The sequence below is a fragment of the Chryseobacterium sp. PMSZPI genome (assembly GCF_002835665.1).
Classification (GTDB): Bacteria; Bacteroidota; Bacteroidia; order Flavobacteriales; family Weeksellaceae; genus Chryseobacterium.
Window position 1 is genome coordinate 14,507 of sequence record NZ_PIZV01000056.1, and the last position, 16,793, is coordinate 31,299.

The 16,793-nt window shown below is 36.0% G+C and carries 16 protein-coding genes; 7 read left to right on the forward strand and 9 right to left on the reverse strand.

Annotated elements, in window-relative coordinates; genetic code table 11:
• The first annotated feature begins 43 nt into the window (after positions 1 to 43).
• The 3 genes from CW752_RS11345 (at position 44) to CW752_RS11355 (ending at position 2,121) form a co-directional block, all read left to right on the forward strand.
• Positions 44 to 1,099, forward strand: coding sequence for a diphosphomevalonate/mevalonate 3,5-bisphosphate decarboxylase family protein (locus CW752_RS11345; RefSeq protein WP_101239828.1), 1,056 nt, complete (start codon positions 44 to 46; stop codon positions 1,097 to 1,099).
• A gap of 171 nt (positions 1,100 to 1,270) precedes the next feature.
• On the forward strand, positions 1,271 to 1,711 hold the full coding sequence (locus CW752_RS11350; RefSeq protein ID WP_101239829.1) for a nuclear transport factor 2 family protein: 441 nt from the start codon (positions 1,271 to 1,273) through the stop codon (positions 1,709 to 1,711).
• A 32-nt stretch (positions 1,712 to 1,743) separates the two neighbouring features.
• Complete coding sequence (locus CW752_RS11355; protein ID WP_101239830.1) at positions 1,744 to 2,121, forward strand: VOC family protein; 378 nt, start codon at positions 1,744 to 1,746, stop codon at positions 2,119 to 2,121.
• 3 nt (positions 2,122 to 2,124) lie between these two features.
• Here CW752_RS11355 and CW752_RS11360 read toward each other — a convergent pair whose 3' ends face one another.
• Together CW752_RS11360 and CW752_RS11365 are read right to left on the reverse strand one after the other, a co-directional pair.
• Positions 2,125 to 2,508 carry a DUF1634 domain-containing protein gene (locus CW752_RS11360; RefSeq protein ID WP_101239831.1) on the reverse strand — a complete coding sequence of 128 codons (384 nt, stop codon included), beginning with the start codon at positions 2,506 to 2,508 and terminating at the stop codon, positions 2,125 to 2,127.
• Entirely contained in the window at positions 2,508 to 3,338 is an 831-nt protein-coding gene (locus CW752_RS11365; RefSeq protein ID WP_101239832.1) for a sulfite exporter TauE/SafE family protein, read from the reverse strand. Before CW752_RS11365 ends, CW752_RS11360 begins: the two co-directional genes overlap by 1 nt.
• Before the next feature lie 97 nt (positions 3,339 to 3,435).
• On the opposite strand from CW752_RS11365, the gene CW752_RS11370 reads away from it, so the two are divergent.
• Together CW752_RS11370 and CW752_RS11375 are read left to right on the forward strand one after the other, a co-directional pair.
• Positions 3,436 to 3,987, forward strand: a complete 552-nt coding sequence (locus CW752_RS11370) for a DUF1543 domain-containing protein (RefSeq protein ID WP_101239883.1) — start codon at positions 3,436 to 3,438, stop codon at positions 3,985 to 3,987.
• A gap of 24 nt (positions 3,988 to 4,011) precedes the next feature.
• Complete coding sequence (locus CW752_RS11375) at positions 4,012 to 5,124, forward strand: 5-(carboxyamino)imidazole ribonucleotide synthase (protein ID WP_101239833.1); 1,113 nt, start codon at positions 4,012 to 4,014, stop codon at positions 5,122 to 5,124.
• Positions 5,125 to 5,320: 196 nt separating this feature from the next.
• Here CW752_RS11375 and CW752_RS11380 read toward each other — a convergent pair whose 3' ends face one another.
• From CW752_RS11380 to CW752_RS11395, 4 genes are all read right to left on the reverse strand, one after another.
• A complete protein-coding gene (locus tag CW752_RS11380) occupies positions 5,321 to 6,004 on the reverse strand; it encodes an SH3 domain-containing protein (protein WP_101239834.1) in 684 nt (227 codons plus the stop codon).
• A 186-nt stretch (positions 6,005 to 6,190) separates the two neighbouring features.
• Entirely contained in the window at positions 6,191 to 8,314 is a 2,124-nt protein-coding gene (locus CW752_RS11385) for a cation:proton antiporter (RefSeq protein WP_101239835.1), read from the reverse strand.
• A gap of 6 nt (positions 8,315 to 8,320) precedes the next feature.
• Positions 8,321 to 8,887, reverse strand: a complete 567-nt coding sequence (locus tag CW752_RS11390) for a hypothetical protein (protein ID WP_101239836.1) — start codon at positions 8,885 to 8,887, stop codon at positions 8,321 to 8,323.
• A gap of 771 nt (positions 8,888 to 9,658) precedes the next feature.
• Positions 9,659 to 10,564 (reverse strand): DMT family transporter, encoded by a 906-nt coding sequence (locus CW752_RS11395; RefSeq protein WP_101239837.1) that lies wholly within the window; start codon positions 10,562 to 10,564, stop codon positions 9,659 to 9,661.
• 234 nt (positions 10,565 to 10,798) lie between these two features.
• On the opposite strand from CW752_RS11395, the gene purE reads away from it, so the two are divergent.
• Positions 10,799 to 11,302, forward strand: a complete 504-nt coding sequence (purE, locus tag CW752_RS11400; protein ID WP_101239838.1) for a 5-(carboxyamino)imidazole ribonucleotide mutase — start codon at positions 10,799 to 10,801, stop codon at positions 11,300 to 11,302.
• 47 nt (positions 11,303 to 11,349) lie between these two features.
• Here purE and yiaA read toward each other — a convergent pair whose 3' ends face one another.
• Positions 11,350 to 11,742, reverse strand: a complete 393-nt coding sequence (gene yiaA / locus CW752_RS11405; protein ID WP_101239839.1) for an inner membrane protein YiaA — start codon at positions 11,740 to 11,742, stop codon at positions 11,350 to 11,352.
• Between the two features lie 679 nt (positions 11,743 to 12,421).
• The gene (gene ahcY, locus CW752_RS11410) at positions 12,422 to 13,735 is read right to left on the reverse strand and encodes an adenosylhomocysteinase (protein WP_101239840.1); all 1,314 of its coding nucleotides are present in this window, start codon (positions 13,733 to 13,735) and stop codon (positions 12,422 to 12,424) included.
• 54 nt (positions 13,736 to 13,789) lie between these two features.
• Between ahcY and CW752_RS11415 the strand changes: the two genes are divergently transcribed.
• Complete coding sequence (locus CW752_RS11415; RefSeq protein WP_101239841.1) at positions 13,790 to 14,404, forward strand: 4'-phosphopantetheinyl transferase family protein; 615 nt, start codon at positions 13,790 to 13,792, stop codon at positions 14,402 to 14,404.
• On the opposite strand, the gene CW752_RS11420 is transcribed toward CW752_RS11415, so the two are convergent.
• A complete protein-coding gene (locus CW752_RS11420; protein ID WP_101239842.1) occupies positions 14,385 to 16,649 on the reverse strand; it encodes an FUSC family protein in 2,265 nt (754 codons plus the stop codon). The two genes, CW752_RS11415 and CW752_RS11420, sit on opposite strands and share 20 nt — an antisense overlap.
• Between the last annotated feature and the right edge of the window lie 144 nt (positions 16,650 to 16,793).

Genomic DNA, 16,793 nt, shown 5'->3' on the forward strand with positions numbered 1-16,793 from the left:
TGACGGGGTGGTTAAAAAGAAGTTTTATCACTTAAATCAAACTATGACAACACAATTTATAGGAAAACAAAATTTTACAGTTCATACACAAACGGTTTCAGAAAGCTGTCCGTCTAATATTGCTTTGATTAAATATTGGGGCAAATATGACTATCAGATTCCGGCAAATCCAAGTATCAGTTATACTTTAAATCATTGTAAAACGAATACTTCAATGGAATTTATAGCTGATGAGCCTTTTTCTGTTCAAACTTATCTGGTTGGAAATGAAGAAGTGAAATTTGCTGAAAAAATCGAAAAATATTTCAAAAATATTGAACAATACCTCCCTTGGATTTTAAAGGGTAAATATATCATCAGAACAGAAAATACCTTTCCGCATAGTTCAGGAATAGCGAGCTCTGCTTCAGGATTCGGAGCGATTGCAAAATGCCTGATGAAATTGGATGAAACTTTTACAGGAAAAGTTTCTGAAGAAGAAACTTTGAAAAAAGCTTCATTTTTAGCAAGATTAGGAAGTGGAAGTGCCTGCAGAAGTTTATATAACGGACTTATTGTCTGGGGAGAAACTACGGAGGTTGAAGGAAGTTCCGATCTGTTTGCAGTGCCATATCCCGATTCTGAAATACATGAAGTATTCAAGAATTTTAACGATTGGGTTTTATTAATTCACGAAGGGCAAAAAAGTGTTTCTTCAACAGTAGGACATGGCCTGATGAAAACGAATCCTTATGCAGAAAGAAGATTTCAGGAAGCAAGAGAAAATTTTGTTCCTATGAAAGAAATTCTGAAGAATGGTGATATGGAACGCTTCATGAAATTGGTGGAACACGAAGCACTTACTCTCCATGCCATGATGATGATGAGTGATCCTGCTTTTATTTTAATGAAAACAGGAACATTGGAAGTCATCAATAAGATCTGGGATTTTAGAAAAGAAACCGGACTTCCTCTATTCTTTACACTGGATGCCGGAGCAAACGTACACCTTCTATTTCCGAATGATAGCTCTCGAGAGAAGATCCAATCATTTATCGAAGCAGAATTACTACAACATACCCAGAAGAATGGAGTAGTAAAAGATATGATGAGGTTTTAAAACGAAAAAAATATAAAGTAATCCTTGGTAATTTTTTACCAGGGATTTTTTGATTGTTATAAAAATGAACTCAATAGAGGTGGGCTTTAGCCCACCTTTTTATGAAGAATAAAGTCCCATGGCTTTAGCCAAAACATATTTTCCTTATTTTTATCCTATAAACCCACGTATATGAATAAAATAGTAGTAAGTTTTCTCTTGTTCAGTGGTTTTTGTTTCGGGCAGCAGAATCAGGAAATAGAAAAACCTATTCGTAACCTGTTTCTTGCTATGAGAAATGCAGATGCTGAACTTTTAAAATCTGTATTTACAGAAAATGCGATTCTCCAAACCATAACGAAAGAAGGAATAGTGAAGACTGATAGTATACAGGATTTTATAACATCAGTTTCCCAATTTTCAAAAGGAGATCTGGATGAGAGAATTACGATAGAAGCTATACACACCGATGGAAATCTGACAAGTGTATTCACTCCTTACTCTTTTTATTTGAAGGGAAAATTGTCGCATTGTGGTGCTAATAGTTTTCAGTTAGTACAACAGAATAATGACTGGAAGATCCAATATATCATTGATACCAGAAGAAAGGAAAAGTGTAGAGAAATTAAATAAAGAAACCCATTATAAAACAAACCATTTTTAAAATGAAAATCCATCATATTGCCATTATTTGTTCAGATTACAAAATTTCAAAAAAATTCTATACAGAAGTATTGGGATTGAATATCATTCGTGAAGTGTATCGTGAAGAAAGACAATCTTATAAGCTTGATCTGGCTATTGGGGATCATTATGTCATTGAGTTGTTTTCTTTTCCGGCCCCTCCTCATAGACCTTCCCGCCCGGAAGCTTGTGGTTTAAGGCATCTGGCTTTTTCTGTTGAGAATGTCACAGAGAAAAGAAACGAGCTGGTAAAAAAAGGACTACACTGTGAAGACATCAGGATAGACGAATTTACCGGAAAAGAATTTTTCTTTACTCAGGATCCCGACCAGTTACCACTGGAGTTTTATGAAATGTAATCATTAATGAGCGTAACCCGCGAAAAAACTGACAGCCATAATTGTCAGAACAATGGAAGAAATGACTACATATACGTAGTCTTTTTCTTTTAAATAACCTATTAAAGCGAAAATAATCCTCATTAAAGGAGTGAAAATCAATAAAAGAATTCCCAATTGAATGATTGCCATACCTTCCCCTTTACATAGGGAATACCAAAAGTGTGACCATACCTTTTCTGATGAAGAACCTACATCTAATGAAGTGTATTTTTTAGGCATTTCAAAACCTTCGGTAAATAGCTTGATAAATCCAATCAATGAAGTTGCCACAGACAGAATAACACCTAGTCTCAGAAGATTTCCTACGGAACGGTTCAGATCAACGTCTGTAAAATTCTTTTTCATTATCTGAAGCTTTTATTGATACCATTATACATCATATAAATTGACAAAATCGTGATCACAATGGCAAAAAAGACTTTTAACTTTTTTGTTTTAGATACCATCAATGTTTTAGAACCGATAAAACTTCCAACAACCACACCGATCAAAACAGGGGCTACGATTACCGGGATAATCTCACCTCTTTGGAAATAGATCAGTGCACTGGCCACTGCTGTTACTCCGATCATAAAATTACTTGTCGTGGTAGAAACTTTGAAAGGAAGCTTCATCATATTGTCCATAGCCAATACTTTTAAAGCTCCGGAACCTATTCCTAAGAGCCCGGACATGGCACCGGCAAACATCATCATTAAAAATCCCGGAACTGTATTTCTTGCAGAATAACTTTTTAATACTCCCTTGTCCGGAAAAGTGCCGTAAAGTTTAAGCTTTTCTTCCAGACTTCCTTTTATTAAAGGTTCCTGATGGTCAGGTTTCCCTTTAAGGTTTAAAACAACAGTTAAAAGAAGGATACTCGCAAAAATAATTCCGATCGTATTAGGATTAAGCATCCCCGAAACAAGAGCGCCAATAATAGCTCCGGCTGTAGTAGCTATTTCGAGAAACATTCCAATTCGCATATTGGTAAAGCCTTCTTTAACAAAAGCTACTGCTGCACCGGAAGAAGTTCCGATAACAGAGATTAAGGATGCTCCGATGGCATAATGCATTGGAACACCGAACCCAAGGGTTAATAAAGGAATGATAATAACTCCCCCCCCTAAACCTGTAAGTGATCCTAAAAGACCGGCGGAAATTGCGCCAAGGAAGAGAATGATGATTTCTGACATGATACAATTAATGTTACAAATATAAAATTATTGTAGTAGTCTGCCAAACATTTGAAAAAGATAAATTTAACGTATTTTTGTATGCATGAAAAGTGAAATGAAATTATTTTATGTTATCCTTGGGGCAACACCTAAAGGACGAAACATTGAGCAACACGATGTGTTTTTTGGAATTGCGGAAAGTCTTAAAGACTTGGTTCCGAATATGAAAGAATTCTGGCCTGAGGCGGATGGAAAAATTCACGTAGATTGCCATCAGGAAGTGAAATTTGCCGATGGTTATGAAGTGAAAATTGTAGAGAAAGGCGAAAATTCTTCTGAAGAACAGTTGTTTTTTCTCAATTTAGGTGGTTATAAACCAGGTTTTTTTGAAGAGTTTCATGAGCAACATTTAATGGTGGGACCTTCTATGGGAGAAATCATTAAGAGGGCAAAAGCTACCGAGTTTTACAAAACAATGGGATTTGAAGGAGCTGTGAGCCATATTGATGATAAACATGGTGTGGATATCGATGATATTTTCAATGTGAATGATATTCTTCCCGAAAAAATGAAAGAAAAATATTCAATCGTTCTTAAAAAGTCTGATGCAGAAAATCAGGTAAATCCAATGGGACTTGGATATTTAAAAATTGATAAAATTCAATAAGAGATAAATCTAATAAAAATAAAAATGAAAATAGGAATTCTGGGAGGCGGACAGCTGGGAAGAATGCTGATACAGAGTGCTTTGAAGTATGATGATGAGTTTTATACTCTGGATCCTGCTTCTGATGCACCATGTCATAATATATCGTATTTTACACAAGGAAACTTCAATGATTATGAAACCGTTTTAAACTTTGGGAAGGATAAAGATGTGGTTACCATTGAAATTGAACATGTAAATGCCGATGCATTGGCTGAACTTGAAAAACAGGGAATAAGAGTGGTTCCCAATGCCAATATTATTAAAACGATTCAGCAGAAAATTCTTCAGAAAGAGTTTTATAAGGCTCATGATATCCCAAGTCCGGAATTTCAGGTGGTATGGAATAGTGATGAAAAGATCATGATGCCATTGCCATTTGTTCAGAAAATGAATACGGGTGGATATGACGGAAAGGGAGTACAGGTCATCAAAACTGAAGATGATTATCAGCACCTTTGGACAGAAGCTTCTGTGATTGAAAGTCTCGTGGATATTGATAAAGAACTTTCTGTAATTGTAGCCAGGAATGAAAGAGGGGAAACCAATACTTTTCCTGTGACTGAAATGGTTGCCGATCCAAAATTGAATCTATTAGACTTCAATGTTTGTCCGGTTCTTCTGACGGAAGACGTTCAAGAACAAATTGATACTATTACAGCCAAGTTTTTGAACGCTGTAAATTCTCCGGGCTTATTTGCTATCGAATTATTTTTAGATAAAGAAGGAAAGGTTTGGGTGAACGAAACGGCTCCAAGATTACACAATTCCGGGCATCAGAGCCAGGAAGGGAACACCAATTCACAGTTTGAGCAGATGTATCGCGTGGTGAAGAATTTACCTTTGGCAGATACGGATGCCATCACTTACAGCGGAATGCTAAATCTGGTAGGAGCAGAAGGATATGCCGGAAAAGTAATATATGAAGGAATAGAAGATGTGCTAAGACTTCCTGAAACATATATTCATTTATATGGAAAAACAGAAACCAAACCAGGGAGAAAAATGGGACACATTAATGTTCTTGCTGATTCCAGAGAAGAATTGATGGAGAAGCTTGTGATGGTGAAAGGTATGGTGAGAGTGATTGCGGAATAATCAAGCTATAAAAATACAAAAAGAGAGCTGTTTCTATCTTGAAATAGCTCTCTTTTTGTATTTAAATGCTCTTATGACTCTTACGGATGATTCAGATTTTGCAAATGTTTGTGTATTATTTTATCTGCTTAATCTATAGAATCTGCGAGCGATTATTCTGATTTTTATAATCTGCTAAACTTGTGAGAAGCAAACATTAAAAAGGAATCTTTAAAATCCTTTCTTTATATTCTCCTTTCTCAATTTTAAAAAGAGCAACATAGGCACCGGCTCCATCTGAATTGTTCATTGTGATATACAACGTATCATTTTTGCGGTCATAATAACAGGTGGTCGATTTGTTATTTACTTCAAACAGGTTTTCGATTTCTTTTGTGGGAATCTGGATCGTTTTGTTACCAATTTTTGCAGTGATGGAGAGATAATGAGTTTTAGGAATCGTTCCGTCTATTCCCCAAATTTGCTGTTCTTTATAAAAATCACCCTGTAATGTAGAGGAAAAGTCCTTTTCATTTTCCTTAAAATTAAATTTTCCAGAGGCAATATCTACTTTTATATTTCCGGATTTAAAAATAGCTTTGTTTCCATCACGAACAATGGGAGGAACAGGTTCATAAGATCCTATATATTTCACTCTTGAATTGTGGATGTATCCTCCGGTTTCATGATGGTCTACATTAAGCCAGTTTTTATCAGAGGGGGCATGTTCAAGGATATAAACGATTTCTTCCGAATTGATCTTTCCTATAACTTTACTTTTTGCATCTGCATTTTCCCTTAGATTCACGTAGCCGTCTTTATCTACAATCTTTGCAAACTGAGCAAATGATAATTGTGCGCTTAAAGCGGCTGTTAAAAGGAATATCTTCTTTGTTTTCAATGAATTTTAATTTTGGATAAAAATAGGTAAAAAGACTGGAAACTGGAAAAGTGAGGCAGGAAGTTACTTATAGACGGGTAATTATCTCCCGATTTTCTTAAGAAAAAAATAAACAAAATAAGAATCATTTATTCTTTATCCTATTCAATAACTTCCAGCCTCCAGTTTCCTTTCTCCCTTTCTTCCTTACTTGAATATCTTCTGAATCACATTTCCGATTTCCATAAAATCGCCATGATTACCCACAGACCGTATCTCAGGGCTGTTTTTATCATATTCGGAGAATGGAAAAATCAGTAAATAATTGTTATCATTCAGATATCTGTTCAGCAGTTCCGGAATCAGTCTCATTCTAGGAATATAAGACTGCATTCCACGTTTAGCCATGAAAATGATAAGGGCTTCATCATCTTTAAGCTGGGCAGCGGTTTGTTCACCATCCTGCCAGGTATTCATAACGATAAATTCTGCTTCTATATTGGCTTTTTTAATGATTTTCTGAAGAATGTCCAGAATGTTTTCAGGAGCATAAAAAACTACTGTGGCTCCGGAATTTCTGGCAATGTTCCAGACTCTTAGAAGAGCGTGGAAGAACCCGGCCTCTTTATGGGCATTTTCCGGAATCATAACCGCATATTTTTTAATGGTAGATAATGGCTGTGCAGCATGGTATACCAATACATTTACATCATCATTCTGAAGGTAACCATTGTACAAATTGTACACAAAGGACGGAGAGAATCCCTTTTCATCCTCTAGTCCAATAATAAGATCTGTGATTTTTTGTTCTTTAATGACATTGTTTACCCCGTTGATGACGTCATTATCATATCTTTTGAGTGATTGTAATTTGACATCGGCTGCGGCTGCGGCGTCTGCTGCCTGATGAAGAAGCTTTTCCGCATTTTTTACGGAAGATTCATTTTTATCTTCATTAATAACATTCAATGCAAATAAATCTTCTGTATTGGAATGGGCTTTGATCAGAATCCCCAGATTGACCATTCTTTCCACCGTTTCTTCATGATTAATAGCCAATAAGATACTTTCTTCTTCATGACTGTTGCCGGAAACAGTATCTTCATTGTCGGTTTCCGCAATTTTCTGAGCACTAGCCATAGAAATGAATGACGATATTGTACATGAAATTAAAATCAATAAAATACTACCGTTCAGTACATGTTCGTTCAATAGTCTTACGGGTTCTCCGGTTTCGGTCTCAGAAATAATAATGTTGTAGCCAACCATTACTGAAGCCAGGGTGGCAGCGGCTGAAGCAGAACTTAATCCAAAGATCAGTTTTCCTTCTTCTTTGGTTAATCTGAATGTTTTTTGGGTGGCCACAGCAGAAAGATATTTTCCCCCGATAGAAGCTACCAGCATAATTCCGGCTACCTCAAGGGTTTCCCAACTTTGAACAAAGACTTTGAAGTCGATTAGCATTCCTACACTAATCAGGAAAAAAGGAATAAAGATGGCATTTCCTACAAATTCAACCCTGTTCATTAAAGATGAGGTATGAGGAATAAGTCTATTTAATGCCAGTCCTGCGAAGAAGGCCCCAATAATGGCTTCTACACCTGCTAATTCGGCAAGCATGGCAGCCAGATAAATCATTACCAATACAAAAATATATTGTGAAATTTTATCATCCACTTTTTTGAAAAACCAACGGCCTATAATAGGAAAGACAATTAATACAATCAATGCAAACAGAATAAAGGAAACAGATAGTTTTACCCAAAACTCCGTACCTACATCTCCCTGAGACATTCCTACAATTACCGCAAGAACCAATAAAGCAAGGATATCGGTGATCATTGTACCTCCAACCGTTATATTGACAGCTTTATTTTTGGCAATTCCCAACTTGCTGACTAACGGATAGGCAATTAAGGTATGAGAAGAAAAAAGACTGGCAAATAGGATCGAGGTAAGCATTGAAAAATGCAAAATATAATATCCTCCTAAATATCCTAAAACGAAAGGAACAATAAAGGTGTAAAGTCCAAACGTGAGGCTTTTCCATTTGTTCTTTTTAAAATCACCCATATCAATTTCCAGTCCGGCCAGAAACATGATGTAAAGCAGCCCGGTAGTTCCGGTTACCACAATGCTGCTGTCTCTTGATAATACATTAAAACCATTGGGACCTATAATGGCTCCGGCGATAATGAGTCCAAGTAAATGAGGAACTTTAATTTTATTCAGCAGTAGGGGAGCCGCAAGAATAATGACCAGTACCAATAGGAACTTTAGTACGGGATCTTCTATAGGAAGACTCAGATTGTGTATACTCAGTAAAATCATATGTGCTTATTTTGTAGAACGTACTAATTCAACAGAGAACTTAGCAGTACAGCCGTCAGAGGTAACGCTTCTTGTCCCTTTGATTTTGTTGGCAGAAATATCATTCAGCAGAACATTCATTTCTACATTTTTTTTAGCCGTAGAGTCAGTTTTAAAGGAAAGTTTAATTTCGTTATTTTCAAATTTACCGGAATATACCCTTACAAGATTATTGTTGTTGATAATCTTGGCAATAGGTTGAGTGGAATCATTATCAAATTCCCAGATGTCTGTACGCTGATCTCCTATAGCATAATCACTACAATTGGATTCTGTGCAGATTACTTTTCCATTCCAGGCTCCTGAAATTTCTGTTGGCCATATAGCCGTAGCAATCACTGAATCTTTTTTGGTAAAAATGCTGTCTCTCATTTTTAAAAGTGATTGATATTCGGATTCTTTTTTTGCAAATAATTGTTCTTTCTCGAGGAGTTGTTTTTCTCTATCCGTCAGATTCTTTTCTTTTTCTTTGTAATCACAGCTTACCAAAAGAAAAGAGCCTGCAAGAAGAATAAAAAATGTGTTTTTTAGCATGTTGTATGGGTTGAGTATACAATATAAGGAAAAAATGGAAATGAGGCAAATTACGACTGTACAGATGTTCCTGTCCTTCGTTCTCTGAAAAGAGGAGAAATAGAATAATTCATGATCTTAAAATCTTTTTTTGAAGGAAGGGATGTGATGTGTTTTTTGTATGAAGATTTGTGAAAATTTGTACTATCTGTGGGAAAGATTTAACCACAAAAGTCGCAAAAGTTTCTGAACACTTAAGTTTTTTAAGTGACAAGCTTTGTGCATAGAAGTTCACTTAAGCTTTAAAAATCAAGGATTTTTATGTAGATCTGCTTTATCTGTTTAATCTGCGAGTCTCAAATTATGCGGTAATATCTGTGTAAATCCGTGGCATCTGTGGGAAAAGAATAACCGCAAAAGGGACAAAAGTTTCTGAACACTTAAGTTTTTTAAGTGACAAGCTTTGTGCATAGAAGTTCACTTAAGCTTTAAAAATCAAGGATTTTTATGTAGATCTGCTTTATCTGTTTAATCTGCGAGTCTCAAATTATGCGGTAATATCTGTGTAAATCCGTGGCATCTGTGGGAAAAGAATAACCGCAAAAGGGACAAAAGTTTCTGAACACTTAAGTTTTTTAAGTGACAAGCTTTGTGCATAGAAGTTCACTTAAGCTTTAAAAATCAAAGATTTTTTATGAATCTGCTGCATCTGCTTAATCAGCGAGCGAAAAAATATACAAGCATCTTTGGGCATTTAGCTGTAAAAAACAGGGTGCTAGATTGAATATGAAATTATTCGATGCTCTGTCTTTTAAACATTCCGGGTTTGTAATTGATAATGAAAACTCCACAAATAATTAATGCTGTAGCAAGAATAAATTTAAAGGAAATCTTTTCATCCATAATAAGCCAACCCAAAAATATTGCAATGATGGTATTGATATAGGCAAGAATAGAAACCTGTACCGGTGAAATTTTAGTTAAAGCATAATGAAATGCAAAAAATGCAGTTACAGACCCAAATACAGAAAGATATAGCATAGCAGAAATGCTTTTCAATGTCCAGTTTCCAAAATTGTAATTCTCTGAAAACAGAAACGCAAAGATTACCTGAACAATTCCTGCAAATAAAAACTGATAAAATAGGTTTAAAGTGATATTTCCACTCTGGATATTCAATTTTTTAGTAAAAATGGTTCCCGATGCCCATCCTGAAATGGCACAAAAAAGAAAAAGCATTCCTGTTCTGTAGTCAGGGTTGGCCAAATCTTTAAGTCCGTCCCAGAAAACAAAAAGTACCCCACTGAAACATATTAGTACTCCGGACATAGCGCGAAAACTGAATTTTTGTAATCCGATAGCAAGACTTCCCAAAAAGACTAAAATAGGAGCACAGGCACTGATGAGTGATGCCAGACTACTGGATACACTTTCTTCGGCTACTGTAACCATACCGTTAGCGATGATCAACATAAGGGAAGAAAAAATAATCTGATATTTCAGATTTTTCCATCCAATCCATTTAAACTCTTTTCTTGAAAGGAGTATAACAAGCATAATAATTGAAGCGAATAGCTGGCGGATTCCAGCAACAAACCATGCAGGGATGGTTTCTACAGCAATACGGATAGCTAAAAATGTGGTTCCCCAGACAATAGCAACAGTAAAAACAGCAAAAATAAGTTTATAATCTTTCAAGGAAAATGTGGTGTAATAGGCAAATTTACCTGTTTTAAAATAAATGTTATGGATGCAGATGGTTTATTTTTCACAGATACAGATTGTAGATAAGTAGATTTTTATTGTACAGTGGTGAATGGTGTTTATTATTTACGTTGAAAAAATTATTTTTAATGTAAATTTTAAACTTTTACACTAAATTTTAACGTCAGTTTTAAATTTTTTATCTTTGAACATCTAATAAAATTGAAGATGGTAGGAATTATTATGGGCAGTCAGAGTGATCTGCCGATCATGGAACAGGCCGCAAATTTTCTAAAAAGCCTGGATATCCCTTATGAATTGACTGTTGTTTCAGCACACAGAACGCCGGAAAGAATGTTCGATTATGCTAAAACAGCTAAGGAAAGAGGCTTAAAAGTGATTATTGCCGGAGCAGGAGGGGCTGCACATCTTCCAGGGATGGTAGCGAGCTGTACGACGCTTCCCGTAATCGGAGTACCTATTTTATCCAGTAATTCTATTGACGGATGGGATTCTGTTTTGTCTATTCTTCAGATGCCGGGTGGAATTCCGGTAGCCACAGTAGCTTTGAACGGAGCTTTAAATGCAGGGATTTTAGCTGCTAAAATTTTAGGAAGTGCAGATGTTCAGGTGGCTGAAAATCTTCAAAAATATCAGGACTCTTTGAAAGATAAAGTATTGGGGACAGTAGATGATATCAAAAATCAACACCCTAATCATTTTGATCAATAATTTGAAGTAAATTATGAAAAAACTCTCCAAAAATGGAGAGTTTTTTATTATTCCTGAATCATATTGTCTCGTGTATTTTTCTGTACGGCAATTGCTCCGAAAAGAGCGAGGAGAAATGCAAATGCATAGAATCCTTTTTCACTTGGAAGTATGGTTGCATTCCAAAGTCCGATAGCGAGTAGAACAATTGAAGATAAGGTAGCAAACCAGCAAATTCCATAATAAATATCTGTTACCTGAATATTCTCTAGTTTATCACGAACGGCTTTCTGCAATGAAACTACGGCAAATAAGCCATAAAGGAGGATGGTAAAATAATAACCTTTTTCATTCAGCAGCATTTCAGCTCTTGCAAGACCTACAATATAGCCGATCATTCCTGCTCCTAATGCGACCCACGATGCTGCGACGAATGCATTCGATACTCTTTGTTTTTTCATGTATTTAATGTTTTATTTAAAAGGCTAAATATATCCATTTTTTATAAACTTAGCTATAATAAAGGGAAAATATGGGTAAAATACGGATGAAGCAACAGCTTTAAAAGTGAACGTATTGTGCTCTGGATCGTTACTTTATCATAAGTTTAAAGCCAACGGAATTTTGTTTTTAATGAGAGGCTGTCTAAAAAGTGTCATTCTGAACGAAATGAAGTGGAGTGAAGAATCTCAAATGAATGATAATCAATGAGATTTTTCCTACGTCAGAATGACAAAAGCCAAAATTATTTGACTTTTTAGACAACCTCCAATGTTTATAATAGAAAAGGAGTATGAGGAAAATAAAGAAGCGTAGAGAAAATTTATTTTGATGATTTTAGATCAACCACGGATTACACAGATTTTCACAGATGTTTACGGATATGCAACGTTTACTTTTTTGTATGGAATGTCTGCTGTTGTTTTCATTCACTAGCGCTCATCATTCATCAATTATCAATGATTATTCATTACTCATTACTCATCATCCTAGCCTCGATAGTAGCGGTTACCCCGCAGCATGTCTTGGTGTTAGCTTTGGAGCGAGGAGTATGAGCGGATAGCGAGAATAGCTTCTTAAAGAAAATAAAAGACTTTCCAAAATATTGAAAAGTCTTTTGTATTATAAAGATTAAAAATCTTAGTATCTGTAGTACTCAGGTTTGAATGGTCCTTTTACATCTACTCCAATGTACTCAGCTTGTTCAGGAGAAAGAGTTTCTAGCTCTACGCTTAATTTCTTAAGGTGTAAAGCAGCTACTTTTTCATCTAAGTGCTTAGGAAGCATGTATACTTCGTTTTTATAAGCAGCAGAGTTGTTCCATAATTCGATCTGAGCCAAAGTCTGGTTAGAGAAAGAGTTAGACATTACGAAACTTGGGTGTCCTGTTGCACATCCTAAGTTTACCAATCTTCCTTCTGCAAGGATGATTACTTCTTTTCCTTCTACGTTGTAGATGTCTACTTGTGGCTTCACTTCAGATTTAGTGTGACCGTAGTTTTGGTTTAACCAAGCCATATCGATTTCATTATCGAAGTGTCCGATGTTACAAACGATCGCTTTATCTTTCATTTTAAGGAAGTGCTCTCCTCTTACGATGTTAAAGTTACCGGTTGTAGTAATGATGATATCTGCGTTATCTACTACAGTATCCAATCTTTTTACTTCATAACCGTCCATAGCAGCCTGAAGGGCACAGATCGGGTCGATTTCTGTAACCGTAACAATAGATCCTGCTCCTCTGAAAGATGCAGCAGTACCTTTACCTACGTCTCCGTATCCGCAAACTACCACTCTTTTTCCTGCTAACATTACGTCTGTAGCTCTTCTTACAGCATCTACTGCAGATTCTTTACATCCGTATTTGTTATCAAACTTAGATTTAGTTACTGAATCGTTTACGTTGATTGCAGGCATTACTAAAGTTCCATTCTTCATTCTTTCGTACAATCTGTGTACTCCTGTCGTTGTTTCTTCAGAAAGACCTTTAATATCTTTAGTGAATTGAGGGTATCTGTCAAAAACCATGTTTGTCAAATCACCACCATCATCTAAGATCATGTTTAATGGTTTTCTGTCTTCTCCGAAGAATAAAGTCTGCTCAATACACCAGTCAAATTCTTCTTCATTTAGACCTTTCCAAGCGTAAACCGGAATTCCTGCAGCAGCGATAGCAGCAGCAGCGTGATCCTGAGTAGAGAAAATATTACAAGAAGACCAAGTAACTTCAGCTCCTAAAGCGACTAATGTCTCGATAAGTACCGCTGTTTGGATTGTCATGTGAAGACATCCCGCAATTCTTGCTCCTTTAAGGGGTTGAGACGGTCCGTATTCTTCACGGATAGCCATTAGACCGGGCATTTCAGCCTCTGCAAGAGTAATTTCTTTTCTTCCCCATTCTGCTAGGGAGATATCCTTAACTTTATAAGGAAGGTATTGAGTTGTTGATTCCATCTATCTGAAAAATTTTTCGCAAATTTACAAACTAAAATCCTGCTGACCAAAAATATGCCCCTTTACCGAGATTTTTCAGATGACAATGCCACAATCCTTGTTTGGAAGTATGATGAGAGCGACGAACTTGATATCAATGAGCTTCTTGAGCCGGAAAATGCCGAAAAAGTAAAGGATTACCATCCTAAGAAGCTATTGGAGGTATTGATGGTGCGTAAACTTTTGAAGGGTTTAAAGCCCAATTCTAAGATTTTATACAAAGAAAGGGAACCTTTTCTTTCTCCCAAAGATGCGGAAATTTCCATTACTCATTCTTTTCCTTTTGCTGCAATTGCTATTTCCAGGAATAAAATTGGGATTGATGTAGAAAAGTTTAACGCTAAAATTATGAGGGTAATTGATAAATTCACGTATGAAAATGAGCGTGGATTTATTCCTGAGGATAAGGCTGATACTTTTTATACCATTATCTGGAGTGTAAAGGAGAGTATGTACAAGATTCACCACTCAAAATACTGGTCTTTGAAAAAAAATTATGAAGTAAAGCCTTTTGAGTTGAAGCATCTTCATAAAATAAGCTGCAGAGTTTATGATGATCAGTTTTCGGATGAATTTAAAGCGAGAGTTGAATTTTTTGACGACTACTGTTTTACGATTGTGGAGGAGTAGCGTGTTTCTCATTTCTATATTTTTCAATCACTTTTCGTTGTTCTTTGGCAACATCATAGATCAGTTCGAGGATATCCAGGATATTTTTAAGTTCTGTTAAATGTGAAATCTTATCCGGATCCCTTCTGTCGACGATATCATTTTCCTCGATCTCTGTTTTTCTTTTCATGAGCATATCTTCAATGAAAGAATCTTCTGGTTCCAGGCGGCTTTCCATTTTAAGGGTTTCGCTGATGTCCTCTCCATTTAATAACGTTGAGGTTTGCTGCATTTCTGCTTCAATTTTTCTGCTCCAGTTTTCTGCATCTACTTCAGGGTATTGTTCATTGCTTTTAGAGTATTGAGAAAGAGAAGCTGTATAAGCTGTAATAAGATGTGAGGTGGCTACAAACTGGTGGACAACTTCTAATTTTTTTTGCTGGTTTTTAGGATCCGAAATCATCCTTTGGAAATTATCCGAAAGATTGGCCAAAGAAATAATAGCATTCTTTCGCTTTACTTTATAATCTTCAATATCGAAATTTCCTTTTAAGAATTTAGAAATCACACTCTGAAAATAGATGAGGTTATCTTCAGCCGACTTTTTCATCAGATCCAGGTTCTGGGTATGCTCCCAAACCGGCAATACAATATAAGAAACAGCAAAAGCTATAATTCCGGCAATCGCTGTATCTAGAACTCTGTCTTTGAAAATAATATTTACTTTTCCCGGATTTAAGAAATTAAAACTAAGGAAAACATAGATGGTCATGAATAATACAGCCCAAAAATATCGTCCTTTCAAAAAGCTGAAGCACATGATCATACTGATCAGGAGAATGGCTAATAACACACTATTAATGTGTATGAAATGCAGGATGATATAAGCAATTGTAGCCCCGGTAACTGTTCCGTAAAGTCGAAGCAGGTTTCGTTGTTTGGTAATGGAGTATGCGGGTTTTAAGATCGCTGTAATGGTAATTAATATCCAATAGGTGTGGCCTAGTCCCAGAAAGTCAAACATAGAGAAAAGATATCCTAGCAATAAAGCAGTGGTAATCCTTATCGCATGGCGAAAGTGGGAGGAGGACAGTGATATATTATTTCTTAAAACTTTGGCATTAAGTTTAGGCTCATTGGGCATAAATTTTTTCAAGTCTAATCCGGTGGATAAACTTTTTGCCAGTTTTACGTTTTGAGAAAATACTTTATAAATCTCATTGATCTCTTTGGTAATTTCATTGATGCGCATCAGAATTTGACGCAGGATCATGAAGTTTTCCAGATTATCAGAAGACAGTTGTTTATTTCTAAGTTCGAAATAATTGTAATTAAGATTCTTTAATTCAAGTTCCAGATTGAACATTGGTTTTGCTCTGGTTCCGCTTTGGAGGGCAATTCCGATATTGGTAATTTCTTCGGCTAAAAGGTTGAGGTAATCGTGGATGTTGACCAGAATCATGCTGTCCTCAAAACTCTGTTGTAGCTTTTGGTAATCACTTTCGGAAGTCATCAGCTTCTCATGAAGGTCCATAGAATTCAGAAACATCAACATTAATAGACGACTGGTGGTCGTAGATTCATTGACAATCGTTCTGGTTTTAAAAACAGTCTCTCTGGTATCTTCCTGAAGATTTTTGATTTCTATTTGTTTCGCAATAACCTGCGTTGTAAGCTTATCGAAATCCGGGCTTTTTTGGTAATAGTTGGCTTTAATTTTTAAGAACTCTGCGAGTTGAAGATAATTTTCTCCAATCATTTGTCCTGCCAGTTTGTATGGACGGATAGTGGTTACTACAAGGAAGATAAGTAAAAACCATATACAACCGCTGGCGAAGATTAATAAACTTTTTAAAATATTGTTTCCTGTAAGGTGACCGTCAATAAAAATGGCAAGTACTACCAGGGATAATGACCCTACAGCAGCCAATCTTTGGCCATAGACACCAATCAGCGAGAAGAACATTCCAAAAGCAACGATTTCAAGAAGAACTAATATTTTGAAGTTCATTACCAGACTGGCAATGGTGGCGACAAAAACAAAACAGCAAATAGCAAAAGCAAGGGCGTTTCTTCTTCGAATGAAAGGTCCGGGTTGATCGGTAAGGGCTACAAAACTGGTTCCAAGCGGGAAAAGGAAGTATTCCTTTAGAATTCCAAAGTGGGCAAGGACTAAACAAGGCAGAACGGTGGCTAATGTAATTCTGATGGCAGAATATACATATTGACTCGTTACAAATTTTTTTAGCTCCGCCGAATAGTTCATACTACAAAAATAACTATTGAAAACAAAAAATGCCCTATAAAGAAGATACTTTTATACACTTAAATGTTATATTTTTTTAATAATTGTTTTTTGTAATTATTAATGGGCGGGCTTTTGTCTGTAAAGGGATATTGAAAATTAACT